The 24,495-nt window shown below is 75.9% G+C and carries 20 protein-coding genes; 9 read left to right on the plus strand and 11 right to left on the minus strand.

Translation table 11 applies throughout. From position 1 onward, the window contains the following. Positions 1-4: 4 nt before the first annotated feature. The 6 genes from ACQFYA_RS17840 to ACQFYA_RS17865 are packed head-to-tail and all read right to left on the minus strand — an operon-like array spanning position 5 to position 9,473. A complete protein-coding gene (locus ACQFYA_RS17840) occupies positions 5-1,375 on the minus strand; it encodes a UDP-glucose dehydrogenase family protein (protein ID WP_499126388.1) in 1,371 nt (456 codons plus the stop codon). Continuing rightward, entirely contained in the window at positions 1,372-3,822 is a 2,451-nt protein-coding gene (locus ACQFYA_RS17845) for a phosphotransferase (RefSeq protein ID WP_499126390.1), read from the minus strand. The genes ACQFYA_RS17840 and ACQFYA_RS17845 overlap by 4 nt, the downstream gene beginning before the upstream one ends. Then, the gene (locus ACQFYA_RS17850; protein ID WP_499126392.1) at positions 3,815-5,608 is read right to left on the minus strand and encodes an ABC transporter ATP-binding protein; all 1,794 of its coding nucleotides are present in this window, start codon (positions 5,606-5,608) and stop codon (positions 3,815-3,817) included. Before ACQFYA_RS17850 ends, ACQFYA_RS17845 begins: the two co-directional genes overlap by 8 nt. Then, entirely contained in the window at positions 5,601-6,977 is a 1,377-nt protein-coding gene (locus tag ACQFYA_RS17855) for a glycosyltransferase family 4 protein (protein WP_499126394.1), read from the minus strand. Before ACQFYA_RS17855 ends, ACQFYA_RS17850 begins: the two co-directional genes overlap by 8 nt. After that, positions 6,974-8,230, minus strand: a complete 1,257-nt coding sequence (locus ACQFYA_RS17860; protein WP_499126396.1) for a glycosyltransferase family 4 protein — start codon at positions 8,228-8,230, stop codon at positions 6,974-6,976. Before ACQFYA_RS17860 ends, ACQFYA_RS17855 begins: the two co-directional genes overlap by 4 nt. Next, the gene (locus ACQFYA_RS17865) at positions 8,217-9,473 is read right to left on the minus strand and encodes a glycosyltransferase family protein (RefSeq protein ID WP_499127602.1); all 1,257 of its coding nucleotides are present in this window, start codon (positions 9,471-9,473) and stop codon (positions 8,217-8,219) included. The genes ACQFYA_RS17860 and ACQFYA_RS17865 overlap by 14 nt, the downstream gene beginning before the upstream one ends. 149 nt (positions 9,474-9,622) lie before the next feature. Between ACQFYA_RS17865 and ACQFYA_RS17870 the strand changes: the two genes are divergently transcribed. The 8 genes from ACQFYA_RS17870 (at position 9,623) to ACQFYA_RS17905 (ending at position 18,280) form a co-directional block, all read left to right on the plus strand. Continuing rightward, positions 9,623-11,032 carry a DUF4232 domain-containing protein gene (locus tag ACQFYA_RS17870; RefSeq protein ID WP_499126398.1) on the plus strand — a complete coding sequence of 470 codons (1,410 nt, stop codon included), beginning with the start codon at positions 9,623-9,625 and terminating at the stop codon, positions 11,030-11,032. A 25-nt stretch (positions 11,033-11,057) separates the two neighbouring features. Continuing rightward, entirely contained in the window at positions 11,058-12,167 is a 1,110-nt protein-coding gene (locus tag ACQFYA_RS17875; protein WP_499126400.1) for a LacI family DNA-binding transcriptional regulator, read from the plus strand. Between the two features lie 122 nt (positions 12,168-12,289). Further along, positions 12,290-13,795 carry an ABC transporter substrate-binding protein gene (locus ACQFYA_RS17880; RefSeq protein ID WP_499126401.1) on the plus strand — a complete coding sequence of 502 codons (1,506 nt, stop codon included), beginning with the start codon at positions 12,290-12,292 and terminating at the stop codon, positions 13,793-13,795. Beyond that, positions 13,792-14,220 (plus strand): carbohydrate ABC transporter permease, encoded by a 429-nt coding sequence (locus tag ACQFYA_RS17885; protein WP_499126404.1) that lies wholly within the window; start codon positions 13,792-13,794, stop codon positions 14,218-14,220. Before ACQFYA_RS17880 ends, ACQFYA_RS17885 begins: the two co-directional genes overlap by 4 nt. Next, positions 14,142-14,744 carry a carbohydrate ABC transporter permease gene (locus tag ACQFYA_RS17890; RefSeq protein ID WP_499126405.1) on the plus strand — a complete coding sequence of 201 codons (603 nt, stop codon included), beginning with the start codon at positions 14,142-14,144 and terminating at the stop codon, positions 14,742-14,744. The genes ACQFYA_RS17885 and ACQFYA_RS17890 overlap by 79 nt, the downstream gene beginning before the upstream one ends. Beyond that, positions 14,741-15,649 (plus strand): carbohydrate ABC transporter permease, encoded by a 909-nt coding sequence (locus tag ACQFYA_RS17895; protein WP_499126407.1) that lies wholly within the window; start codon positions 14,741-14,743, stop codon positions 15,647-15,649. Before ACQFYA_RS17890 ends, ACQFYA_RS17895 begins: the two co-directional genes overlap by 4 nt. A gap of 65 nt (positions 15,650-15,714) precedes the next feature. Then, the gene (locus ACQFYA_RS17900; protein ID WP_499126408.1) at positions 15,715-17,151 is read left to right on the plus strand and encodes a sulfatase-like hydrolase/transferase; all 1,437 of its coding nucleotides are present in this window, start codon (positions 15,715-15,717) and stop codon (positions 17,149-17,151) included. A 139-nt stretch (positions 17,152-17,290) separates the two neighbouring features. Further along, on the plus strand, positions 17,291-18,280 hold the full coding sequence (locus ACQFYA_RS17905; RefSeq protein WP_499126409.1) for a putative endonuclease domain-containing protein: 990 nt from the start codon (positions 17,291-17,293) through the stop codon (positions 18,278-18,280). Positions 18,281-18,361: 81 nt separating this feature from the next. On the opposite strand, the gene ACQFYA_RS17910 is transcribed toward ACQFYA_RS17905, so the two are convergent. Further along, on the minus strand, positions 18,362-20,275 hold the full coding sequence (locus tag ACQFYA_RS17910) for a cytochrome c biogenesis protein DipZ (protein WP_499126411.1): 1,914 nt from the start codon (positions 20,273-20,275) through the stop codon (positions 18,362-18,364). A gap of 126 nt (positions 20,276-20,401) precedes the next feature. On the opposite strand from ACQFYA_RS17910, the gene ACQFYA_RS17915 reads away from it, so the two are divergent. Continuing rightward, positions 20,402-21,082 (plus strand): fasciclin domain-containing protein, encoded by a 681-nt coding sequence (locus ACQFYA_RS17915; RefSeq protein WP_499126412.1) that lies wholly within the window; start codon positions 20,402-20,404, stop codon positions 21,080-21,082. 118 nt (positions 21,083-21,200) lie between these two features. On the opposite strand, the gene ACQFYA_RS17920 is transcribed toward ACQFYA_RS17915, so the two are convergent. From ACQFYA_RS17920 to ACQFYA_RS17935, 4 genes are all read right to left on the minus strand, one after another. Then, a complete protein-coding gene (locus tag ACQFYA_RS17920; protein ID WP_499126414.1) occupies positions 21,201-22,172 on the minus strand; it encodes an aldo/keto reductase in 972 nt (323 codons plus the stop codon). After that, positions 22,169-22,882, minus strand: coding sequence for a TetR/AcrR family transcriptional regulator (locus tag ACQFYA_RS17925; protein WP_499126416.1), 714 nt, complete (start codon positions 22,880-22,882; stop codon positions 22,169-22,171). The genes ACQFYA_RS17920 and ACQFYA_RS17925 overlap by 4 nt, the downstream gene beginning before the upstream one ends. Before the next feature lie 105 nt (positions 22,883-22,987). Further along, positions 22,988-23,716 (minus strand): anti-sigma factor, encoded by a 729-nt coding sequence (locus ACQFYA_RS17930; RefSeq protein ID WP_499126417.1) that lies wholly within the window; start codon positions 23,714-23,716, stop codon positions 22,988-22,990. After that, on the minus strand, positions 23,709-24,281 hold the full coding sequence (locus ACQFYA_RS17935; protein WP_499126419.1) for a sigma-70 family RNA polymerase sigma factor: 573 nt from the start codon (positions 24,279-24,281) through the stop codon (positions 23,709-23,711). Before ACQFYA_RS17935 ends, ACQFYA_RS17930 begins: the two co-directional genes overlap by 8 nt. Between the last annotated feature and the right edge of the window lie 214 nt (positions 24,282-24,495).

Here is a 24,495-nt window from a genome sequence, read left to right on the forward strand (position 1 = left end):
AGGCTCACCCCGCGTCGACGGCCGGGCGGCCGAGGGCGCGGACCCGCCAGCCGGCAGCGGCCCACCGCTGCGCGTCGAGCGCGTTCCGACCGTCCACGACGACGCGGCGGGCGGGGGCCAGCGCGGCGGGGTCGAGGGTGCGGAACTCCTCCCACTCGGTGAGGTGCAGCACGAGGTCGGCGCCCGTGACGGCGTCCTCGACGGTGTCCGCGTAGCCGAGGGTGGGGAACGTGCGGGCCGCCGTGGCGTTCGCCCGCGGGTCGTGGACCCGCACGTGCGCCCCCTGGAGCTGGAGCTGGGCGGCCACGTTGAGCGCGGGCGAGTCCCGCACGTCGTCGGTGCCCGGCTTGAACGCCGCGCCCAGCACGGCGATGCGGCGCCCGAGCACGCTGCCGCCGCACTCCTCGACGGCCAGCGCGACGGTGCGCGACCGGCGCCGCATGTTGATCGTGTCGACCTCGCGCAGGAACGTCAGCGCCTCGTCGACGCCGAGCTCCCCGGACCGCGCCATGAGCGCGCGGATGTCCTTGGGCAGGCAACCGCCGCCGAAGCCGAGCCCGGCGCTGAGGAACTGGGGGCCGATGCGGGCGTCGTGGCCGATCGCGTCGGTGAGCGCGACGACGTCGGCGCCAGCGGCGTCGCACAGCTCGGCGAACGCGTTCGCGAACGAGATCTTGGTGGCGAGGAACGCGTTGGCGGCCACCTTGACCAGCTCGGACGTGGCGAGGTCGGTCACCAGGAAGGGCACGCCCGCGTCGACGACGGGCGCGTACAGCTCGCGCAGCAGCTTCTCGTGGCGCGGGTCGGCGACGCCGACGACGATCCGGTCCGGGCGCAGCGTGTCCTCGACGGCGCGGCCCTCGCGCAGGAACTCCGGGTTCCAGGCGACGCCGACCTCGACCCCCGCGGGCGCGAGGCCGGCGGCGAGCGTCTGCAGGTCGGCGGCGGTGCCCACCGGCACGGTCGACTTGCCGACGAGCAGCGCGTCGCGGCGCAGGTGCGGCACCAGCGCGGCGACGGCGGCCGTGACGTGGCTCGTGTCGGCGGCCATGGAGTCCCGGCGCTGCGGCGTGCCGACGCACACGAAGTGCAGGTCGGCGAACGCCGCCGCCTCCGCCGGGTCGGTCGTGAACCGCAGGCGGCCCGCCGCGGTGTGCCGCTCCACGAGTGCCGCCAGGCCGGGCTCGTAGAACGGCAGCCGCCCGGCAGCGAGGTCGGCGACCTTGGCGGGGTCGGTGTCGAGGCCGAGGACCTCGTAGCCCAGCTCGGCCAGGCACGCGGCGTGCGTGGCGCCCAGGTAGCCCGTGCCGATCACCGTGACGCGCTCGGCAACAGGCTCGAGGACGGTGGGTCGGGTCGTGTCGGGGTGCGTCATCGGTCCTCCAGGTGGGTGAGCGGGTGGTCGAGGAGCGTCGGGGCCCGGCCGAGGTCGGCCAGCAGCGCGCCGGGCACGTCGGTCGGCACGTCGCCGGGGGGTGGGCGGAAGGCGTACACGGCCGCGAGCCGCGCCCGGGCCGCGGTGGCCCACGCCGCGAGCGCGGCGGGGTCGAGTGCGCCGGGGTCGAGTGCGCCGGGGTCGGGGGCGGCGCCGCCGTAGCCGTCGACGACGGCGCGGGCGACCAGGGCGGCACGGTCGGTCGGGCACACGCCCTGGTGCGCGCGGAGCTCGAGGTGCACGAGCAGGTTCGCGAGGTCGAGGGCGGGGTGCGCGACCGCCGCGAGGTCCAGGTCGAGGAGGCCCACGCGCACGACCTCGCCGGCTCCGGCGCGGACGTCGACGAGCAGCTGCTTGTCGTGCAGGTCGCGGTGGGTGAGCACGCCGTCGCGCACCGGCAGCCCGGCCAGGCCGGCGCGCACGCGCCGGACGACACCCTGCGCGTCGGCCTCCGCCGTCGCGCGGTGCGCCGCGGCCAGGCCCCACCAGCGCGCGACGACGTCCGCCTCGGCGTCGGCGTCGTGCCCGGCAGCGCCCGCAGGCGCCGGGGCCTGCTGCAGGCGGCGCAGCCCGCGCCCGGTCGCGCGGCCGGCGTCGACGAGGACGGCGTCCGGCACGGCGGGGTCGCGCAGCAGCGCGTGCAGGGTGCGGCCGGGCAGCGTGGTGCTGGTGACGTACCCCGCGCCGCGGTCCACCACGTCCGGGGTCGCGAACGCCTCGGGGGGCACGGCCACATGTCCGGGCTCCCGCCCCGGCCGCGTCACCTTGGTGTACGTGCCGGTGTCCGTGCCCGCCGGGTCGCGCACCACGCCGCGACGGCCGGAGCGGTGCGCGACGAGCGTCGCGCCGGCCCGGACCCGCGCCGCCAGGTCCGGCAGGTCGGGGTCCGCGCCGCCGGGCTGGAGCACCAGGCCCCCGCCCGCGACGGGCCGCTGCTCCGTGCCCACCCTCGCCGCGTGCCGCCGGGCCGCGCGCGGGTCGGCGTCCCACCGGCCCGCGACGACGCGGCCGTCCTCCTCCGCGACGACGAGCAGCCGGTCCGCGCCGCGCGGGACCACCGCGCGCAGCCGCCGACCGTCCGCGGCGAGGGCGCCCGCGATCTCCCGCGCGACCGGCGCGTACCGCACCCGGAGCCGCTCGTCCGGCTGCGCACCGGGCCGGGTCCGCTGTGCCGGGGACGGGCGGGCCCCGCGGCGCGCACCGTCGAGCACCGCGCCGAGCTCGCCGCCCCCGCCGTCGCGCACGCCGTGCGCGCGGGCGGCGAGGCGGGCGGCGCGCTCCGCCCAGCCCCGCTCGCGGCGGCGGAACGGCTCGGTGGACCGACGCAGCAGGTGGTCGGCGGTGCTGCGGCGCAGCACCCGCGGGTCGAGGTCGCGGGCGCCCGCGTAGCCGGCGAGCACGGCGGCGAGCCGGGCCGCGGCCGCGGGCACGTCGTCGTGCGCCCGCACGAGGCTCGCCGCGAGCGACCCGAGGTCGTCCTCCGCGGCGCCCCACCGCGCGGCGTCGCCGTCGACGAGCCACAGCGCGCCGGACGGGTCCCGCACCAGCTGGTCGAGGGAGAGGTCGCCGTGCACCGGGACGGCGCCGGCCGGGCCTGCGCCGATCGGGCCGGTGCCGGCGGGCGACGAGGCGTGCAGCGTCGCGGCGGCCGCCCCGACGTCGCGCAGGCCGCGCTCGTCGAGCGTGCCGGCGGCGTCGAGCGCGTCCAGCGGCTCCCCCGCGACCCACTGCGTCACGACGAGCCCGAGCCGGGCGTCCCGCGCCACGACCCGGGGCGCGCGCACGCCGGTCTCAGCGAGGAGGCCGTATCCGGCGAGGGTCCGCTCGACCGCCGACGGCCGCACCAGGCGCACGAGCGCCTCGCCGGCCCCGCCCTGCTCGACCCCCGGCACCCCGCCGAGGCCGTCGACGTGATCGAGACTCTCGAGGTGCAGCACCGCCCGCCGCTCGGGGTTGTGCCGCAGCAGCCGCGCCACCCCGGCCCCGGGACCGGCACCGGTCAGGAGCCGTGTGCCGGGCAGGTCCCGGTCGGCCGTCCAGTCCGTGACGACCAGCCCGGCCGCGCGGTCCACGAGCACGACCTCGCCCCGCCGCGCGTGCCGCACCGCCTTGTCGAGCTTGGGCAGCGCGTGCGCGGCGTAGGCCCGGACCAGCAGGTCGCGGGGCGCGCCGCCGTCGGGCACCCAGCGCGCCGCGAGCAGGCAGCTGGTGCCCGGCTTGTACCGCAGGTAGGGGCGCGTCACCACGCCGGGGGTGCCGGTCGCGCGCGTCAGCCGCCCGGCGAGGGCCGCCGGGTCCAGCAGGTCGGGGAGGGCGGGCACCGCGGGGTCGCTCGCGGCGATCTCGCGGTCGGTCGTGCACAGCCCGGCCAGGGTCGCCTCAGCCACGGCCCGCCACCTCCTGCGCCTCCCCGCCGAGCACGACGTCGGGCGGCCCGGACGCCACGACCCGCCCCGCCTCGAGCCGCACCACGCGGTCGCAGTCGCGGGCGGCGTCGAGGTCGTGCGTGACGACGAAGGTGGTGCGGCCGCGGGTCAGGCGGCGCATGGCCTCGACGACCTCGCGCTCGGTCTGCTCGTCCAGGCCGGTCATGGCCTCGTCGAGCAGGACGACGGGGGCGTCGAGCATCGCGGCGCGCGCGATGGCGATCCGCTGCCGCTGCCCGCCGGACAGGGTGGCGCCGCGCTCCCCCACGATCGTGTCGTACCCCTGCGGCAGGGCGGTGACGAACGCGTGCGCGCCCGCGACCCGGGCGGCGCGCTCGATCTGCTCGTCGGTGGCGTCGGGGACGGCGGCGGCGATGTTCTCGCGGACGGTGCCGCGGAACAGGACGCTGTCCTGGAGCACGACGGCGACCGACCGCCGCACGCTGCGCAGCGTGAGGTCGCGCAGGTTGTGGCCGTCGATGCGCACGGTGCCGAGCTCGGGGTCGCGCAGCCGGGACAGCAGCGAGACGAGGCTCGACTTGCCGGCCCCGGAGGCGCCGACGATCGCGACCCGCTCCCCCGGCCGCACGGTGAGGTCGAGGCCCCGGAGCACCGGGTGGCCGGGCACGTAGGAGAACCAGACGCCCTCGAACCGCACGTCGCCGCGGGCGTCGTGCAGCGGGCGCGCCCAGCTCGCGTCCACGACCTCCGGGCGGCGCTCCAGCACCTCGACGACCCGCTCGCTCGACGCGCCCGCCTGCGCGATGCGGCCCGTGTACTTCGCGATGTCGCGCATCGGCTTGAACGCGGCCTTGAGGTAGGTGAGGAAGACGGTGAGCTCGCCCGGCGTGAGCGCGCCGTCGAGCACCCGCTGCGCGCCGACGTAGAGCACGACGGCCGTCGCGATCCCCACGAGCACGTCGGTGGAGCGCTCGAGCCCCGCGGACAGCCGCTTCGCCTTGACGCCCTCGCGCAGGGACGACGTGTTGGACCGGGCGAACCCGGCGCTCATGCGCTCCTCCAGCGAGTAGGCCTGCACGACCTTCACCGCCGCGAGCGACTCCGTGGCGAGCGACGCGAGCTGGCCCTCGGCCTTGCGCTGGTCGCGCGAGACGTGCCGGATGCGCCGCGACAGCCGCGAGCTGGTGAGCAGGAACACCGGCAGCACGACGAGCATGACGAGAGCGAGCACCGGATCCAGCACCGCGACGACCACGACCATCCCGACCAGCGTCACGACGTTGCCCAGCATGGGCAGCATCGCGGTGACCGACACCTCCTTGAGCCGCCCGACGTCGCCGGTCAGCCGGGTGACGAGGTCGCCGGTGGTGGAGCCGTCGTGGAACCGCAGGCTGAGGCGCTGCAGGTGGTCGTAGAGGTCGGCCCGCACGCCCGTGAGGACGCGGTTGCCGGCGAGCGCGAAGCACACCGTCATCGCGTAGGCGGCGCCCGCGCGCAGCAGCACGATCACCAGCAGCGACCCCGCGGCGAGCGCGATGACGAGCGGCAGGTTCGACGGCGCCGGCCCGGCGACGCTCGACCCGGTCGCCGCGACGATGCCGTCGACCACGTACTTCAGCGGCCACGGCTCCAGCAGCCGCATGGCCACCTCCGCCAGCAGTGCCAGGCCGCCCAGCACCAGCAGCCGCCGCTCCGGGCGCACGTGGTGGCGCAGGTGCGGCCAGAACCGCCGGAACGACCGCCCCGCCGCGCGCACCGACTTCTGGTTCGTGCGGGCCTCAGGCATGTCGGCCTCCTCCGCCGCCGGTCGAGACCACCCCGCTGGTCGAGCTCGTCGAAACCACGAACCGGGTTTCGACACGCTCAACCCGCGGCGGAGCGGTCGCGGCGGGCTCGACCAGCGAGACCCCCGCGAACCCGAGCGCCCGCCGCACGACGACGGACCAGTCGTGCTTCTCGACCGCGACCGCACGCGCCCGGGCGCCGAGCCCGGCACGCCGATCGGGGTCGTGCGCGAGGGCGACGAGCGCGTCCGCGAGCGCCGCCACGTCGCCGGGCGGCACGAGCACCCCGGCGCGCCCGTGCTCGAGGGCGCCGGGCAGCTCGCCGACCGCGCTGGCCACGACCGGCAGCCCCGCGGCCAGGTACTCGTAGACCTTGAGCGGCGAGAAGTAGAAACGGTCGAGGTCGGGGTAGGGGGCGACGGCGACGTCCGCGCGGCGAAGCAGCACGGGGACGTCGGCGGGGACGACGGCGCCCGTGCTCTCGACGGCGGCGCCGACGCCGCGCTCGCGGGCCTGGGCCAGGACGTCGTCGCGGCCGGGGCCGTCGCCGACGAGCAGCAGCCGCGCGTCAGGCACCCGGTCACGGACTCTCGAGAAGGCGTCGACCAGCACGTCCAGCCCGTGCCACGGCTTGAGGGTGCCGACGAACAGGACGGTGAACGTCGTCGCGCCCTGCCGGGCTCTTCGCGCGGACGTATCCCTCCCGCAGTGGAGGGCGCCCTGGCGCCCGTGAACGCGTCCGCGCGAAGAGTCCGGCAGGGCGCGGCGACCCGGCTCCGGCACGATCCGCGCGGTGTCCACGCCGTTGGACAGCACGCGCACCTTCTCGGGACGCGCGCCCGCCCGGTCGGCGGCCCACGCGGCGACGGGCCCGCTCACGGCCACGACCGCCGTGGCCGCGCCGATCGCCGCGCGGGCGCAGCGCTCCGCGCCCGCCTCGTCGACGAGCTCGCGGTGGGTGCGCTGCTCCTCGACGAGGGGCGCGTTGACCTCCAGCACGCTCGGCACGCCGGCGTCCCGCGCCCAGGCGGTGGCCGCGGTGCCCCACAGCGAGTACCGCTCGTACACGAGGTCGAGGGGCCCGGCAGCGGTCAGGTCGTCGAGCACGGCGGTCACCCGGGCGTCGGCGGCCCGCAGCGCGACCTCCCGGTCGGCCGTGCCCGACGTCCGGTCCACCGGCACCTCGTGCACGACGACGCCGGCCGCGTCGGCGAGGTCGGCGGGCACGTCGCCCCCGGGGCGCGTCGTGACGACGTGCACCTCGGCGCCCGCGCGCACCAGCTCGCGCAGCACGGCCTGCACGTGCACGGACGACCCCTTGCGCCCGAACACCGGGACGCCCGGGTCGGAGCTCACGTACGCGACCCTCATGCTGCCCTCCCCTCCGCGACGGCGGGCGCCGACGCGCGCTCCAGCACGTCCAGCAGACGCCGGGACGTGCCGACGACGTCGAACTCGGCCTCGATCAGCGCGCGGGCGCCGTCCGCGAGCCGGGCGGTCTGCGCGGGGTCGTCGAGCAGCGCGCCGACGGCCTGGGCGAGCGCGGGCGCGTCGCCGGGCGGCACGAGGCGCCCGGTCTCGCCGTCGCGCACCGCCTCGGGGATGCCGGTGACGGGCGTGGAGACGACGGGCGTGCCGAGCGCCATCGCCTCGAGCAGCACCGTGGGCAGGCCGTCGCGGTTGCCGTCGGCGCCGAGCACGCAGGGGGCGGCGAAGACGGCGGCGCGGGCCACGACGTCGCGCACCCGGTCCTGCGGCAGCGGGCCGTGGAAGGTCACGCGCGCGTCGAGGCCCAGCGCCGCCGTCCGGTCGCGCAGCTCCGCCTCCTGCGGCCCCGTGCCGACGAGGTCGAGCTGCACGTCGCGGCCGTCCGCCGCGAGGAGGGCGACGGCGTCCAGCAGGTCGCCGAAGCCCTTCTTCTCCACGAGGCGCCCGACGGCGCACACGCGCCCGGGCAGGCGCGACCCGGCGGCGCGGACGTATTCCCCGAGGTCGAGCCCGTTGTAGACGCGCTCGACCCGTGCGGCCGCCGGGCCGAACGTGTCGCGCAGGTGGCGCAGGTTGTGGTCGCTCACCGTGACGACGGCGCGGGCGTCGGCGAGCTTGGCCCGCAGGTCCTCGGGGTCCACCGACTCGTGGAAGATGTCCTTGGCGTGCGCCGTGAACGTGTACCCGACGCCGAGCACGGCCGCGGCGAGGCGGGCGACCGTCGTCGCCACGGAGCCGAAGTGCGCGTGCAGGTGGGTGAGCCGGGCGTCGTGCGCGGCCGCCGCCACCCACAGCGCCTGCACGGCGTCCTCCGGGTCGGCGGCGAGCAGGTCCGCGAGCGCCGCCGCGGGCAGGGCGCGCAGGTCCAGGCGGTCGTGCGCGCCGGCCAGCGCCGACCACGCGTCCGACGCCCGCGCGGCGCGCGGTACGTACCGCACCGGGGCGGAGACGTCTGCCAGCGCCGCGTGGAACCGGGTGTCCACGGGGGCGCGCAGCGAGAAGATCTCGATCTCCACGCCGCGGCGCTCGAGCCCGCGCACCTCGTTGACGACGAACGTCTCGGAGAATCGCGGGTACATCTTGGTCACGTAGCCGACGCGCAGGGCGCCGGTCGGGATGCTGTCAGGCCGTGGCACGGTGCTCCTCCTCCTGCTGGACCCGCGGGTTCGGGGCGCCCGCGGCCGCGCGGGCGGCGGTCACGAGCCGGTCGACGAGGGCGGGGACGCGGGCGAGCCCGTCCAGGTCGACGTCGACCTCCGGGCGGGCGCGCCCGGTCGCGCCGTCGACGGCGCGCGCGAGCCACGCGCCCACGCGGGCGGGCGTGATCGCGCCGACGAGGACGTCGAGCAGCCCGAGGTCGGCGAGACGGCAGGCCCGCACCAGCTGCTCGGCGCGGGGGTGGGTGCGCGGCACGACGAGCCCGGGCCGCCCGGACGCCAGCACCTCGCACACGGAGTTGTAGCCGCCCATGGTCACGACGGCCGCCGCGCCCTCGACGAGGGGCACGACGTCGCGCACGAACGCCAGCACCTCGAGGTCGTCGCGCCCGGCCGCGGCGGCGTGCAGCCGCTCCCGGGTGGCGGTCGGCAGGTAGGGGCCGGTGACGAGCACGCCGCGCACGCCGCCCGGCAGCGGGGCGGCCGCGAACGCCTCGGCGAGCGCGGCGCCGTCCTGCCCGCCGCCGACGAGGCACAGGACGTACGGCGCCCCGCCGGCTCGGGGGCCCGCGGCGGCTCCGGCATCCGCGGCGGTGCGGCCGCGGCCGAGGTAGCCCGTGAACACCGTGCGCGCGGCGACGTGGTCGGGCAGCGCGTACTCGGTGAGCGGGTCGTAGACCCGCGCGTCGCCGTACACCCACACCTCGTCGAAGAACCGCTCGACCACCGACGTGCTGCGCTGCTCGTCCCACTCGCGGACGGCGACCTCCGGGGTGTCGAGCACGTCGCGCAGGCCCAGCACGCACGCGGTGCCGCCGGCGTCGCGCAGCCGGCGCAGGGCGGGCAGCAGCTCGCCGCCGACGCCGAGCGGCACCTTGTCCACCACGAGCACGTCGGGCCGGAACGCCGCGAGCGCGCCGTCGAGCACGCCGGACCGCACGCGGACGACGTCGTCCAGGGTGCCGCCCCAGGCCCGCGGCCCGTAGCCGCGCTCCGGGTCCTTGCCCACGCGCGGGAGCGTCACGACCTCCGTGCGCTCCGGGAGCGGCAGGCTCGTCGCCTCGGCCGCGCCGGAGAGCAGCAGCACGTCGGCGCCCGGGTCCGCCTCCACCACCGCGCGGGCCAGGAGGGACGTGCGCCGCACGTGGCCCAGGCCCTGCGTGTCGTGGGAGTAGAGCGCGACCCGGCGCCGGGCCGGGTGCTCCGTGTCGACCACCGTCATCTGTCTCACCCGGCCCACCCTGCGGAGGTTGCCTGAGTCATGGATGAGGCGACCATGAGGAGGTTCTCATCCGTCGCCGCGCAGCATCTGCACAGGTCTCGCCCAGTGCCGCCGCTCCGCTCGGGACGCCCGTCTGGCAGGCTCCCGTCGTGACCCGACGACGCACGTCCGCCCTGGTGGCGGCCGTCCTCCTCGCCGCGGCGGTGGCGGCCCTCCTCGTGGTGTGGCGCCCCTGGGACCCGGTGCCCGACGCGCTGCGCGACGCCGCCCGCGAGGCCGCCCACGTCCCCGGCGTCGTCTCCGCGGACGTCGTCGACTACGAGGTGACGCGACGCGACGCGAAGGACGGCGACGCCGCACGCGCCGCGGTCGACGTCGTCCTCGACGAGGGCCTCTCGCCCGACGCCGCCCAGGAGGCCGCCGAGCGGGCGGACGCCGCCCTCGCCGCGGCGCGGGTCGACGGGGTGCGCGACCTGTCCCGGACCACGACCGTCCATGCCGGGCGACCGCGCACCGTCCACGGCGTCCCCGTCTACCCCGTCACCGCCTGGGTGGACGACGGCGGCGCGGCGGGCGTGGCCGATGCCTTCCTCCTCCGGCGCGCGGGCGCGACGCGGGTGAGCGGCGCCAGCGCGGACGCGGCCGACGGCGCCGGGCTCGTGGCGCTGGCCAGGGCGTCCGCGGACGCGGGGCTCGCGGCGTCGCTGGCCACCGCCGACGGCGCCGTGCGGTACGACACGTCGGGGCGCGTCCCCGACCCCTCGCTGACGCGGCTCGCCGTCGACGTGGCCGCGCGGCCCGGCGTCGAGACGGTGGTCGTGCAGGCCGGCGCAGGGCCGGAGGACGCGGCCGTGGCCGACGGCGGCCCGGTGCTGGGCCTCCTGGTCGGCATGACCGGGCCGACGACCTCGCCCGACGCCCGCGCGCTCGTCCGCTGGCTCGACGACCCCGCCCGCCCCACCGACGACGCGCCCCTCGCCTACACGCTCACGGAGCCCGGTTACGCGGCGAGCGTCGACGGCTGGGTCGCCGCGTCCGCCCCGCCCGAGCCCGAGGAGCACACCGTGCCGCTGCCCGCGGGCGTGCCCGCCTGGCCCGACGGCGACGCGCCCGCCTGCACGGGCGCCGACCTCGAGCTCGCGCTGGGCGCGCCCGACGCCGCCGCCGGGAGCCGCTACCTCGCCGTGCTCGCGCGCAACACCTCCGGGCGGCCGTGCGCCCTCGACGGCGTGCCCGCGCTGGAGTTCCGGAACGCCGCCGGCGAGCCCCAGCGGGACGTGACGACGGAGCCGTCCGCCCCCGGCGTCGTGCCCGGGCGGGTCGTGGTGCCCGCCGGCCAGCAGGCGACGGCCACCGTGCAGTGGGGCGCGATGTCGACGGCGAACGACCCGGACGTCACCACCACGGTCGACGTCACCCCCGTGCCCGGCGCCGGGCCCGTCGCGCTGACCCCCACCTCCCCGGGCGCCCCGCCGGGCGCGGGCGCGGGCCTGGACGTGCTCGACGGCGCCGACGTCCGCGTCGGGCCGTGGGTGCAGGGGGCCGAGGGCTGGTCGTGACCCCCGGGCGTGTGACCATAGCCCCATGACCGACAGGGCGACGGCGTCCATCGCGCGCGGGCAGGCGGCGGCCACCAGCGAGAGCCGCAGCGGGACCGGCAGCGTGACCGGCAGCGTGACCGTCAAGGACGTCGCCCGGCGGGCCGGCGTCTCCGCCAGCACCGTGTCGAACGTGCTGCACGGGCGGTCGAGCGTGGCGCCGGACATCCGCACCCGGGTCGAGGCCGCGATCGCCGAGGTCGGGTACGTGCCGTCGGCGGCGGGCCGCCTGCTGCGCGGCGGGCGCTCCGAGATCGTGCAGCTCGCGCTGCCGGACATCCGCTCCCCCTACTACTCGGCGCTGGCGCACACGGTGATCCGCCAGGCCCGTGCCCTCGACCTCGTGGTCGTCATCGAGGAGACCGCCGGCGCCGGCGACCAGGAGCGCCGCATCGCGGCGAGCCACCCGAACCGCGGGATCGGCGGCACGCTCATCTGCCCGGTCTCGCTGTCGAGCGAGGACCTCGCCGGGCTCCACCCGCGGACCCCGACCGTGCTGCTCGGCGAGCACACGTACGGCGACGTCTTCGACCAGGTCCTCACCGACAGCCGCGCCGCGGCGCGCGAGGTCGCGGAGCACCTGCTGAGCACCGGCCGCCGGCACCTCGCGTTCGTCGGGTCGCAGGACGGGCCCGGGACGGCCACCGGGCCCGGGGGACTGCGGCTGGAGGGCCTGCGGGACGCGCTGCGCGAGCACGGCCTGGACCTGGCGGAGCACGGGGTGCTGCGGGCGGAGAGCTTCGACCGCGAGACGGGTGCGCGCGCCGGGGAGCGGGTCGCCGACGCGCGGGCGGCCGGTGCCGAGATCGACGCCGTCGTGTGCGCGACGGACGAGCTCGCCGTCGGCGCCCTGCACGCGCTGCGGGGGCGGGGCGTCCGGGTCCCCGACGACGTCGCCGTGACCGGGTGGGACGACGCGCCCGAGAGCCGGTACCTGTCGCCCTCGCTCACGACGGTCGCGCACGACCTCGACGACGTCGCCGCCACGGCCCTGCGGCTGGTCGTGACGCGCAAGGCGGACCCGGCGCGCCCCGCGAGCCGCCACGTCTCCCCGCACCGCCTGGTGGTGCGGGAGTCCACCGCGCCGGCACGGTAGCCCGGCTCCCCCGCCCTCGACGCCCGGCCATTGACATCCCCCGCCGCCCCCGTACGTTCGACGATGGTCGTGCAACGTTGCACGACCACCCATGCAACGTTGCACGAGAGAGAAGGGTGGCCATGACGACCATCGACCGGCGCTCGTTCCTCGCGCTCGGCGGCACCGCCGCCCTCGCGGGCGTGCTGGGGCTGAGCGGGTGCGGGCCGTCCGGGCCGCCCGCGCGGCGTCCGGGCACCCTCACCTGGTGGGACGAGTTCCAGCCCTTGCAGGGGCTGGAGCAGGGCACCTTCGACTCCGCCTCGAAGGCCACGGGGGTCGACGTCGACTACACCGTCTACGACCCCGCGGGGCTCGGGTCCGCGCTCCAGCTGGCGCAGCAGAGCGGGCTCATGCCCGACGTCTTCACCAACGGCTTCGGCATCCCCGCCATGCTGCTCGTCGAGAACGGCTGGGTGCGGCCCCTCGACCTCCCCGACGACGCCCTCGCACGGTTCCCGGAAGGCACGCTGCTGGAGGGCCTGCACACCTTCGACGGGCGCCTCTACTCCTTCCCCCTGTTCAGCTCGCGCCAGCACGTCAGCCTCACCTGGTTCGACCGCGAGCTGGTCGAGCGCGCCGGCGCCGACCCCGCGACCGGGCCGCGCACCTGGGACGAGTTCCGCCAGGTCGCGCGCCGCATCACCCGCGCCGGCGACGCGCACGGGTGGATCGAGGGCATCGGCCTCACCGACCGGATGCGCCAGCACGTCGTCGACCTCGCCGCCGGCGCGGGCGCACAGCTGTCCTTCACCGAGGCCGCCGCCGACAGCCCGGGCGTCGCCGACGCCCGCACCGGCGACTACCCGTTCGACGGCGACGAGTTCGCGTCCGTCCTCGAGTTCCTCGGCTCCCTGGTGCGCGACGGAGTGATGTTCCCGTCCTCGACCTCGCTCGACGTCCGCACCGCCCGCGCCGTGGGCCGGCGGTGCGGCCGGCCTCTTCCTCGACGGCACCTGGAACGTCGGCGTGCTCAACGGGCAGTTCCCCGACTTCCTCCCCGCGTCGGCGTGGGCAACATGCCCACGCCCGACGGGACGGTCCGGGCCGTCAACGGCCCGGTCGGCGGCGCCTTCTGGCTGTCGAGCGCGACCGCCGAGCCCGAGGCCGCCACCCGGATCCTCGCCACCATGACCGGCGCCGACTACGCGGCCGGGATGGCCGCCGCCATGGACCAGCCGCCGGCGGACGCGGGCGCCGTGAACCGGGCCGACGTGCCCGAGCTGTACCGGCAGGCGGTCGGGATGCTGCAGGACACCGTCACCCCCGCCCCGAGCCCGCTGGTGCGCAACCCGGCGGTCGGGCTCGTCCTGTCCGAGATGGTGCAGGTGCGCCCCACCCTCGGCGAGATCGTCCAGGGCTACCTCGGCGGCAACGTCGACGACGTGCGCGGCGAGCTGCGCGGGTACACCGACCGGCTCCGCGCCGAGCGCGACCGCGCCGTCGGCCTGGTCGCCGGGCGCGGGCACGACGTCAGCGTCGACGACTGGCGCCTCGAGGACGCGTCGTCCTCGACCACCGCAGCGACCGCCCCGACCGCCACGCCCACCACCACACCGCCGACCACCACGACCGGGAGCCCCGCATGACCGCCACCGCCGTCACGACGCGGCCCGCCGCCCCGGGGCGCACCGCCCGGCCGCCGCGCCGCGCCGCGAGCCGCACCCTGTGGATCTGGGTGTTCCTGGTGCCGACGATCGTCCTGTTCGGCGCGTACACCGTGTGGCCGGCGATCGCGAGCGTCGGCTACTCGTTCCTCGGGTGGTCCGGGTACGGCCCCGACCGGCCGTGGGTCGGCCTCGCCAACTACGAGCGCGCGTTCTCCGACCCGCTGTTCTGGCGGTCCGTCGGCGTCACCCTGCTGATCATCGTCGTCACCGTGCCCCTGCGCGTGCTGCTCGGGCTGGTGCTCGCCGTGTTCCTCACGACCCGCGCTTGCCCTTCGCGCGGCTGCTGCGCACCGCGTTCTTCGTCCCGGTCGTCGCGACCACGGCGATCATCGGCATCGTCATGAACTTCATCCTCGACCCCGCCGACGGGCCCGTGAACCAGGTGCTGGGCGCGCTCGGCATCCAGCCGGTCGACTTCCTCGGCGACTCCTCCGCGGCCCTGTGGTCGGTGATGGCCGTGCACTTCTGGAAGTGGCTCGGGCTCACGCTCGTCTACTGGCTGGCCGCGCTGCAGACCATCCCCGGCGAGGTGCAGGAGGCCGCCCGCGTCGACGGCGCCAACGCCCGCCAGCGGTTCTGGCAGGTGACCGTGCCGATGCTCACGCCGTTCCTCGTCGTCATCTCGCTGCTCACCATCGTCGAGACGATGCAGATCTTCGACCTCGTCCAGACGATGACGGGCGGCGGCCCGTACTTCGCCACCCTCGTCACCGAGGTCTACATCTACCAGCAGGCGTTCGACACGGCCCGGCCCGAGTACGGGTACGCGTCCGCGATCGGCGTGCTGCTCGGCGTGCTCACGCTCCTCGTCGTGGGCACGGCCGCGATCGTCTCCCGCCTCGTCGCCCGGAAGGGGGCCGACCGATGACCGCCGGCACCAGCACCGCCCGCCCCGTCGCGCGCCCCGCGACGAGCCCCGCCCCCACGCCGCGCCAGAGGCGGCCCGGCCGGCGCCGCGCCCTGTCCTGGGTGCAGTTCGCGGTGCTCGCCCTCGTGGCGCTCGCCTGGGTCTACCCGCTGCTGTGGATCCTGTCGGCGTCCTTCAAGGACGACGCCGACATCTTCACCGGCGGGCTGAGCCTGGTCCCCCACGAGTGGCGGTGGCAGAACTACGTCGACGCCTGGCAGACCGCCGGCTTCGCGCAGTACACCCTCAACTCCGTGATCGTCACGGTGGGGTCGGTCGTGGTGGTCGTGCTGCGCTGCGCCACCGCCGGGTACGTGCTCGGCCGGTACACGTTCCGGGGCAAGCGGGTCGTCGTCGGCGTGCTCCTCGCCGCGAGCTTCATCCCCACCGGCCTGTCGATCATCCCCGTCGTGCAGCTGAGCTCCCAGCTCGGGCTGTACCCCAGCACGGTCGGCCTGATCCTCGCGCTGTCGGCCGGCGGGAACGTCGCCGGGGTGCTCCTGTACACCGGGTACTTCTCCCGCCTGCCCGACGAGCTCGAGCAGGCCGCCCAGATCGACGGCGCCGGCTTCCTGCGCACCTTCTTCAGCGTCATGCTGCCGCTGTCCGGGCCCATCACCGCGACCGTGGCCGTCGTGACGTTCATCGGCACGTGGAGCAACTTCTTCGTGCCGCTGGTCTTCACGTTCAGCGACCCCACCAAGCGCACGCTCGCCGTCGGGATGCTCGCCTTCCAGGGCACCAACTCCACCGACTGGAGCGGCCTCGCGGCCGGCGCGACGCTCTCGCTGGTGCCCGTGCTGCTCGTGTTCTTCCTGCTCCAGCGCTACTTCGTCGAGGGCATGGCCGGCGCCGTGAAGAGCTGACCGTCCCGGCGCACGCCCCCGTACCTCGCACCGCCCGCCCGTACCCACGCCCAGGAGGCCCCCGCGTGTCCCGACCGAACATCCTGCTCCTCTGCACCGACCAGCAGCGCTGGGACGCGCTCGGCGCGGCCGGCAACGCCGCCATCTCGACGCCGCACCTGGACCGGCTCGCCGCCCAGGGCGTGCGGTTCGACCGCTGCTTCGTGCAGTCCCCCGTGTGCGCGCCGTCGCGCGCGAGCCTGATGACGAGCCGCTACCCCCGCAACCACGGCCTGTGGGCGAACGGCGTCGACATCTCCCCCACCGAGCAGCTGTTCACCGCCACCCTCGCGGCCGACGGCTACGACTGCGGGCTCGTCGGGAAGTTCCACCTCGGCGCCGCGTTCGCCGGGCGGGTCGAGCCGCGCGTCGACGACGGCTTCCGCGTGTTCCGCTGGGCCCACGACCCGTACGTCCGCAGCCCCGAGAACCACTACCACCGGTGGCTGGAGGAGCGGTTCCCCGGGCTCCTCGACGAGGCCCTCGCGCAGGGCTCGGACGCGATCGACACCCTGCCCACGGAGGCGCACTACAGCCACTGGATCGGCGAGGAGGCGATCGAGTTCCTCACCGAGGGCCGGGACAAGGACAAGCCGTTCTGCTTCGTCGTGAACTTCTTCGACCCGCACCACGGCTTCGGCGCCCCGCCCGAGCACCGGGACCGGTACGACGCCGACGCCCTGCCGCGCCCCGTCGGCGACGAGCACGACCTCGACGACAAGCCCGCGATCTACCGGGAGGCGTCGCAGCGCTCGTACGCGGGCTCGCTGCCCGGGTTCGCCGAGCACACGGAGGAGCAGATCCGGGAGATCGTCGCGCAGTACTACGCGATGGTCTCGCTCGTCGACGCCGAGGTGGGGCGCATCCTCGACGCGCTCGAGGCCGAGGGTCTCGCCGACGACACCCTCGTCGTGTTCACCAGCGACCACGGCGAGCTGCTCGGCGACCACCGGATGCTGCTCAAGGGCCCGATGATGTTCGACTGCTCCGTGCGCGTGCCCCTGATCGCGCGCTGGCCCGGCGTGCTGCCCGAGGGCGAGGTGCGCGACGAGATCGTCCAGTGGATCGACCTCGCGCCGACCCTGCTGGAGGCGGCGGGCGCGCCCCCGCTCCCCCACGGCCAGGGGTCGAGCCTGCTCGGCCTCGCCCGCACCGGCACCTGGGAGGACGAGCGCGGCTGGGCCCTCAGCGAGTACCGCAACAGCTGCATCCCCTACGACGTGCCCGTGCACACGACCATGCTCCGCACCGACCGGTGGAAGGTCGTCGTGCACCATGGCGCCCCCAGCACGGACCGCGAGCGCACGGGCGAGCTGTACGACCTCGCCACCGACCCGCAGGAGTGCACCAACCTGTGGGACCGCGCCGACGCCCGCGAACGCCGCCTCGACCTGCAGGAGCAGCTGATCGACGTGCTCGTCGCGACGGAGGACCGCACCCACCCGCGGCTCGCGAACTTCTGACCCGCCGAGTGTCGCACCTCGTCCTCTTCCGGAGCCGGGAAGGCGACGAGGTACGACGCTCGCGCGGCAGGCGGTCGCCGTCGGGCGGGCCTGTGGACGACGGCGGCCCGACGTCCCGGACGTCTGGTGGGGTCGGGTCATGCCGCGACCCGCGCCGCCCGTCCCCGCCGCGCTGGCGCGCGTCGCCGGCCGACAGGAGGGCCTGGTGTCGGCCGCCCAGTGCCGGGAGCACGGGGTCACCCGGTCGCAGGTCGCCGGGCACGTCCGCCGCAAGGCATGGGACGTCGTCGCGCCCACCGTCTACGACGTCGGCCCCCCGTCGCCCGGCGGTCGCCATCCGCACGACCGAGCACGACGTCGCGCGGCCGTCGTCGGCCTGCTCGCCCACCCCGGCGCGGTCGCGACCGGCGTCTGCGCCCTCGTCCTGCGCGGTGTCCAGGGCGCGCCGACGGTCGTGGAGCCGGAGGTGACCTTCCCCGACGGGCTGTCGCGCCGCGCGCGTCCTCCCGTCCGGCTGCGACGGATCGTCCTCGAACGCTGGGACGAGATCGACGGCTTCGCCTGCGCGACCGTCCCGGACGCGTTCGCGCAGGCCGTGCCGGACCTCGACCGCCGGCACGCGGTCGCCCTCATGGACTCCGCGCTGCACCGGCGCGACGTCACCGCGGACGGGCTGGCGCAGGCGCACGACCGTGCCCGCACCCACCGCGGGGTCATGCGGACGCACAGCTGGTGGGGCGAGGCGGACGGCCGGGCGGAGTCCCCGGCGGAGACCTGGGCCCGGCTGTCGTGCGCGGACGCGGGGTTCGCTCCGGACACCCTGCAGCTCCTGGTCGCCGACGGCCGCGGCCGGCCGTTCGCGCGCGTCGACCTCGCCTGGCGCCTCCCGGACGGCACGGCGCTGCTCGTCGAGATCGACGGTCGTGACGTGCACTCGACCCCCGAGGCCGTCTACGCCGACCGGGAGCGGCAGAACCGGATCGTCACGCGACGCACCCTGGTCCGCCGGTTCACGGGCGCGGACGCCTGGAGCGGGCGGGTGGCGTCGGACGTCGCCCGACTGCTCACCGATGCCGGATGGCGGCCGCACCCGTTGCCGCACGACGCCGTCCTCCGCCTCGACGGCTGACGGCTGACCGCGGCACCGAGCGTCGTACCTCGCCGTCTTCCGTGGTCGGGAAGGCGACGGGGTACGACGCTCGCACCGCGCTCAGCCGAAGGTGAACGTGTAGACGGAGACGCCGTCGGGCACGTCCAGCTCCACCGTGCCCTCGGTCGGTCCGTCCCCGCGCAGCACGTCGTAGAGCGTCGGGTTGCCGGCGACGTCGATCTCGCGCTCCTCGCGCACGCTGCCGTCCTCGTCGAGCACGCGCGCCGTGACGGTGCCCTTGCCACCGAGCACGCTGAACACGTCGGTGGACCGGTAGGCGAGCCGGAGCGTGGCGTCGTCGGACGCCGCCGTCGCGCCCTGGAAGTCCGCCTCCCAGGTGCCGCCGAGGGAGAAGGTGTCCTGCGGCTGGTCGTCCGGGTGCTCGTACGTCTCCTTGCCGGAGCCGTAGTCCGGCGAGCCGGAGTAGTTGAAGACCTTGTTCAGCGCGAGGTAGGTCTCCGGCGTCGTCTCCTCGCCCGGCGTGGTGTCCGCGACGTCGGTCGCGGGCGGCAGCTCGACGTCCGGGTCGGCGGCCTCCAGCAGGTCGCGGATGTGCTGCTCGGTGACGCCGTAGTCGCCCTCGCCGTGCTTGATGTAGCGCACGGTGCCGTCGGCGTCGACGAGGTACTCGGCCGGCCAGTACCGGTTCCGATAGCTCGTCCACGTCGAGTAGCTGTTGTCCTGCGCGATCGGGTACTCGACGCCGAGGTCGCGGGCGCCGGCGACGACGTTGCGCGTCTCGCGCTCGAAGGCGAACTCGGGCGTGTGCACGCCGATCACCTCGAGCCCGGCGTCCTTGTAGGCGTCGTACCAGGCGGTCACGTGCGGGATGGCCCGCTGGCAGTTGATGCAGGAGTAGGTCCAGAAGTCGACCAGCACGACCTTGCCGCGCAGGTCCGCGAGGTCGACGGGCGCGCCGCCCTCGGTGTTGAGCCAGTTCGTGATGCCGGTGAGCGGCGGCGCCGTCCCGCAGTCGGCGAGCTCCGTCGCGCCGTTGGAGCAGTTCGACAGCTCCCGGTTGGCGTCGGTGACGATCCCGCCGAGGTCGAGCGCGTCCTGCACGGACGCGTTCTCGTCCACCTGCTGCTGCAGCGCGCCCGTGTAGTCGGGCAGGGCCCGCTGCAGCTGCTGCGGGAGGTTCAGCGCGAGCGCCCCCGCGAGCAGGATGACGACGACGCCGCCCGTGACGCGGATGCCGCGCTGGTGGCGGCGGAACGCCGACACCCGCTCCGCGACCCGGCGACCGGCCAGCGCGAAGACGAGCAGCGGGATCGCGGCGCCGACGGCGAACGACACGGTGAGGACGACCGTCCCCGGCCCGATGTCGCCCGTCGCGCCCGCGACCGTGATCGCCGCCAGCACCGGTCCGGCGCACGGGACGTAGAGCACGCCCAGCCCGAGACCGAGCAGGAACGCGCCCCGGTCCTGGCCGGCCGCGCGGCGCGAGCCCAGCGACGCGAGCAGCAGGAACGGGCGTTCCAGGACCTCCTCGAAGCGCGGCACGATCATCCCGATGCCGAGCGCCGCGAGCAGCACGATGCCCACCCACCGCAGCAGGTCCTGCGGCAGGCCGAGCGCGCCCAGGATCAGCGAGCCCAGCAGCGTCATCACGCTGAAGCTCAGCACCAGGCCCGCGATCACGAGGTAGGGGCGCCACGACCGGGCCCGGGAGCGGGAGCGCGTGGTGGCCGCGCCCTCCGGCTGAGCGCCCGGCGCGGACGGGCGGCCGGGCTCGATGCCGGACACGACCCGGCCGCCCGAGCCCGTGCGCACCGCGGTCGGCACGTCGAAGCGCAGCGCGGACGGCGCGCCCGTCCGGGCACCGGCCGCGCCGGCGGGAGCGGTCGCTCCGCGCGGGTCCCGCGCGCCCTGGACGCCGCCGGCGAAGAAGATCACCGGGAGCATCGGCAGGATGCACGGCGAGATGCCGGTGATGAGGCCACCGAGCAAGCCGATCAGGACCAGAGTCTCCATGCCCGACGTTCGGAGCGGCGGGGTTCCCGGATGGAACGCGGATCCGACCCATCCGCCCCGCGGGGTGCTCCGAACCCCCGGTGAACGCCCCGGGGAAGCACGGGGCGACGACGCTAGGAGAGATCGATGAACGTCCGCACTCGCACTCGCACCGCCGCCGCCGGCTTCGCCACCCTGGCCCTCCTGGGGCTCGCCGCCTGTTCGTCCGACGACGGCTCGACGGGCTCGTCGTCCGAGGAGTCCACGACGCAGGAGTCGCCCATGGAGTCGGAGGGCGCCACCGAGGGCAGCGAGGACATGGCCATGGACCCCGCCGCGAACCTCGTCGGCCCGGGCTGCGACGCCTACGCCGAGCAGGTCCCGGACGGCGCCGGCTCCATCACCGGCATGTCCACCGACCCGGTCGCCGTGGCCGCGTCCAACAACCCGATGCTCACCACGCTCACCTCGGCCGTGAGCGGCGAGCTCAACCCCGACGTCGACCTGGTCGACACGCTCAACGGTGACGAGTTCACCGTCTTCGCCCCCGTGGACGACGCCTTCGGGAAGGTCGACAAGAAGACGCTCGACACGCTGTCCACCGACGCCGACCTGCTGACCTCGGTGCTCACCTACCACGTGGTGCCCGGCCAGATCCTGCCCGAGGACATCGCCGGCGAGCACGAGACCGTGGAGGGCGACACCCTCGAGGTGACCGGCGAGGGCGACGAGATGAAGGTGAACGACGCCAACATCGTCTGCGGCGGCGTCATGACGCAGAACGCCACCGTGTACCTGGTCGACTCGGTGCTCATGCCCCCGATGTGACGCGGCCCCGTCACCACAGGGACGACGTCCCGCCCACGAGGCTCGCAGGGCCGCCGCACGCAGGGGGTGCGGCGGCCCTCGTCGTGCCCGGGGAGAGTCGCGCTCGGGCAGTGCCGGCTCAGACCGACGCGCGCCGGCGACGTGCCAGGGCGTCGACCATCTGCGTCGACATCGTGTCCAGTGTCGCGGAGTCCTCGTCCTCGACGGCGGTCAGCACCCGGATCTCGTCGTCGGTGAGGTGCGGCGCGACCTCGATCGCGTGGATGTTGTCGGCCAGGTGCTCGGAGGACTTCGTGCCGGGGATCGGGATGATCACGGGTGAGCGTCGCAGCAGCCAGGCCAGTGCGACCGTGGACGTGGGGACGCCGAGCCGCCGGGCCGGCCGCGTGAGCGCCTCGGGCTCGCCGAGGGCACCGGTGGCGAGGGGGAAGTAGGGCACGAACGCGATACCGTCGCGTTCGCAGGCCGCCAGGACCTCGACGCCGCTGCGGTCGATCAGGTTGAAGCGGTTCTGGACGGCGGCGACGGGTGTGATCCGCCGGGCACGCTCCACCATCTCGGGAGAGGCACCGGACAGCCCGACGTGGCGGACCTTGCCCTCCTCGCGCAGCTCGACCAGCGCGCCGAGCGACTCCTCGAGCGGCACGGTCTCGGCCGGGGTGTTCCCTGGTGCCTGGCTGTCGCCCCACAGCCGGAGGTAGGTGAGGGCGCTGGACTCGGTGCGCATGTCGAGCAGGGCGTCCTCGACCTGGGTGCGCACCGTCTCGGGTCGGCCGTCGGTCAGCCACTCGCCGGCGGGACCGCGCGAGGCACCGACCTTGTTCCCGATCACGATGTCGGCGGCGAGCGGGCCCAGCGCCCGTCCGATGAGCTGGTTGACCGTGCGGGGACCGTAGGCGTTGGCGGTGTCGAAGAACCGCACCCCCTGGTCCACGGCTCGGCGCAGCACCTCGATCGCACCGGTGACGTCGTCGGGCAGCCCGATCACCCCGGGGCCGGCCAGCTGCATGGCTCCGTACCCGACACGTGGGACGCGATCCGTGCCTCCCAGCAGATGGGTGCTCGTGAGCTCCTCGGTGGAACCTGTCATTCGTCCTGCCCTCCCTCTCGCCTGTCCCGCCGAGGTGCCGGGCGTTCGGTCAGGACGCGCATCCACTGCCGCAGCAGGGCCTCCTCGGCCGGGGTGAACAGCTCGGCGGCGGAGCCGAGGCCGGCGAGGAGGAGCCGGGCGGCCTGCGCGGCGTCGGCGGGCTCCGCCGAGGGGCCGGTGAGCTCGGACAGCAACGCCCTGCGCATCGACCGTGCGAGGGGCCCGGTCGCGGACCCGCCGCTGTGCCGGAGCTGCGTGACGCACCCGATCGCCATGGCCGTCGTCATCGCGGCCGCCTCGTCCACGTCCATGCGGAGCAGTCCCGCGTCGGCGAGCCGCTCCAGGCCGCGACGCAGCTCCTCCTCGGCGATCTGCGCCGCCCGGGTGCTGCGCCCCTCCTCGCGGTCGTGCATGAGCGCGTACAGCACCGGGTGCTCCACGCCGAAGCCGATGTGCATGTCCCAGCCCGCCGCGAAGTCGACCAGCAGGTCGCCGGAGCGAGGAACGGCGCGCTTGCGCTCCAGGTACGCGGTGAAGGCGTCCTCCGCGACGACCTGGAGCAGACCGTCCTTGTCGCCGAAGTGGTGGTACAGCGTGGGCGCGGCCACGCCGGCCGCCTCGTACAGCTCGCGCGTGCTCGGCTCGCGCTGCGGGTGCTCGGCCAGCAACGACCGCGCCGCCGCCATCAGACGCTCCTTGCCCGACTCCATGTATATCGACGATACATGGTGGGAGAGCGAAGGCTGTACCGCCGATCTAGCGAGTCGACTCCACACGCACGATCTTCTGGGCACGCCGACGACCCGTGCGACGCCTCAGCTCTCGGCGAGCACCACGATCGGGTCGGTGGTGGGCTGCTCCGAGCCGCCGTCGGGCTCCACGGTCACGGCCACGCCGACACCCGGCTGGTCCTGCACCAGGTGCTCGACGGAACCGTCCTGGGCCTGCAGCACGCCCGCGGGGGTGACGTCGCCACCGGAGCCGACCACCCACAGCTGGTAGTCGTGCCCGTCGCCCGGGCCCGGCAGGTCGCTCGCCGTGAAGAGGTAGTCGTCGCCCGCGGTGAGCACCGTCGCCTCGCCGCCGCCCGTGACGTCGGCGCGCACGAGCGTGGCGGACGGGTCGGCCATCATCTGCGCGACCGTGTCCACCCGCTCCTGCAGGCGGGCCTGCTCCTGGGTGGCACGGACGGCGACCGTCGTGGGCACCGCGACGGCGACGACGGCGGCCGCCGCGACCGCGACGAGACCCCAGCGTCGACGGGGCCGCGCGGGCGGCGTCGCGGCGCCGGCCCCGGCCGGGCGCGTGCCGGCCTGCGGGGCCGTCGCCACCCGCGCCATCACCTGCTCGCGCAGGTGCGCGGGCGGTGCCTCCTCGACCGTGAACGCCGCGACCACGTCGCGGTACTCGTCGAGGGCACGGCGGGCCTCCGTGTCGGCTGCGAGCAGCCTCTCGACCGTCCGGCGCTCGAGCTCGTCCACCGCGTCCAGGGCGTACGCCGGGAGCAGGTCCCAGGCGTCGCGGGTGGTGTCGTCGTCAGCCACGGGCCACCCCCAGGCAGTCGCGCAGACGGCCGAGGCCGTCGCGGATCCGGCTCTTGACGGTCGGGAGGGCGGCGCCGAGCCGGTCGGCGACCTCGCGGTAGGTGCGCCCGCCGTAATAGGCCTCGACCACGGCCTCGCGCTGCGTCGCGGTCAGGGAGTCGAGGCAGCGGCGCACGGCCGCCCCCTCGAGCCTGCGCTCGACGTCCTCGGCGACGGCGTCGTGGGGTGCGCCCGCGACGGACGCGTCGAGGTCACGCTGGTCGCGGTCGCGGCGCGCCTGCTCGGCGCGCACACGGTCCACCGCCCGGCGACGGGCGAGGGTCGCGACCCAGGTCCGCGCCGAGGCGCGCGCCGGGTCGAACCGGGCTGCTTTCTGCCACACCTCGACCATCACCTCCTGGGTCACCTCTGCGGCGTGGTCCGGGTCGCGGAGCACCCCTATCGACGTGCCGTACGCCACCGGGGCGAGGGCGTCGTAGACGGTGCCGAACGTCGCGGGGTCGCCGTCCACGCACGCGATCAGCGCGGCGTCGACGGGACCGCGGGCGGTCGTGGGTGGTGGCACCCGGACAGTCTGCCGCACCCCGGGCGGCACCGTCGTCCCGCGCCGCCCGAGCGCAGCCAGGGACGACGTCACACCGCACCCGGCTCTCTCGTCGCTCGTCGTCCCCGGACCGTCCGGGGACAGCTGAGGTTCGTCGCCGACGGCGTCGCGGATGGGTCGCGGCCCTGTGCCGCGCCTCACGCGGCGCGGGCGAGCGCCCCTGCCGGTCAGGATC

The sequence above is a fragment of the Promicromonospora sp. Marseille-Q5078 genome (genome assembly GCF_050315395.1).
In the GTDB taxonomy this organism is placed as follows: domain Bacteria; phylum Actinomycetota; class Actinomycetes; order Actinomycetales; family Cellulomonadaceae; genus Isoptericola.

Coding starts and splice junctions, on each gene's coding strand:
- ACQFYA_RS17880 (WP_499126401.1), top strand. CDS start 12,290: ATGACGACCATCGACCGGCGCTCGTTCCTCGCGCTCGGCGGCACCGCC.
- ACQFYA_RS17850 (WP_499126392.1), bottom strand. CDS start 5,608: ATGCCTGAGGCCCGCACGAACCAGAAGTCGGTGCGCGCGGCGGGGCGG.
- ACQFYA_RS17905 (WP_499126409.1), top strand. CDS start 17,291: ATGCCGCGACCCGCGCCGCCCGTCCCCGCCGCGCTGGCGCGCGTCGCC.
- ACQFYA_RS17875 (WP_499126400.1), top strand. CDS start 11,058: ATGACCGACAGGGCGACGGCGTCCATCGCGCGCGGGCAGGCGGCGGCC.
- ACQFYA_RS17855 (WP_499126394.1), bottom strand. CDS start 6,977: ATGAGGGTCGCGTACGTGAGCTCCGACCCGGGCGTCCCGGTGTTCGGG.
- ACQFYA_RS17915 (WP_499126412.1), top strand. CDS start 20,402: ATGAACGTCCGCACTCGCACTCGCACCGCCGCCGCCGGCTTCGCCACC.
- ACQFYA_RS17840 (WP_499126388.1), bottom strand. CDS start 1,375: ATGACGCACCCCGACACGACCCGACCCACCGTCCTCGAGCCTGTTGCC.
- ACQFYA_RS17895 (WP_499126407.1), top strand. CDS start 14,741: ATGACCGCCGGCACCAGCACCGCCCGCCCCGTCGCGCGCCCCGCGACG.
- ACQFYA_RS17925 (WP_499126416.1), bottom strand. CDS start 22,882: ATGGAGTCGGGCAAGGAGCGTCTGATGGCGGCGGCGCGGTCGTTGCTG.
- ACQFYA_RS17865 (WP_499127602.1), bottom strand. CDS start 9,473: ATGACGGTGGTCGACACGGAGCACCCGGCCCGGCGCCGGGTCGCGCTC.
- ACQFYA_RS17885 (WP_499126404.1), top strand. CDS start 13,792: ATGACCGCCACCGCCGTCACGACGCGGCCCGCCGCCCCGGGGCGCACC.
- ACQFYA_RS17920 (WP_499126414.1), bottom strand. CDS start 22,172: ATGACAGGTTCCACCGAGGAGCTCACGAGCACCCATCTGCTGGGAGGC.
- ACQFYA_RS17910 (WP_499126411.1), bottom strand. CDS start 20,275: ATGGAGACTCTGGTCCTGATCGGCTTGCTCGGTGGCCTCATCACCGGC.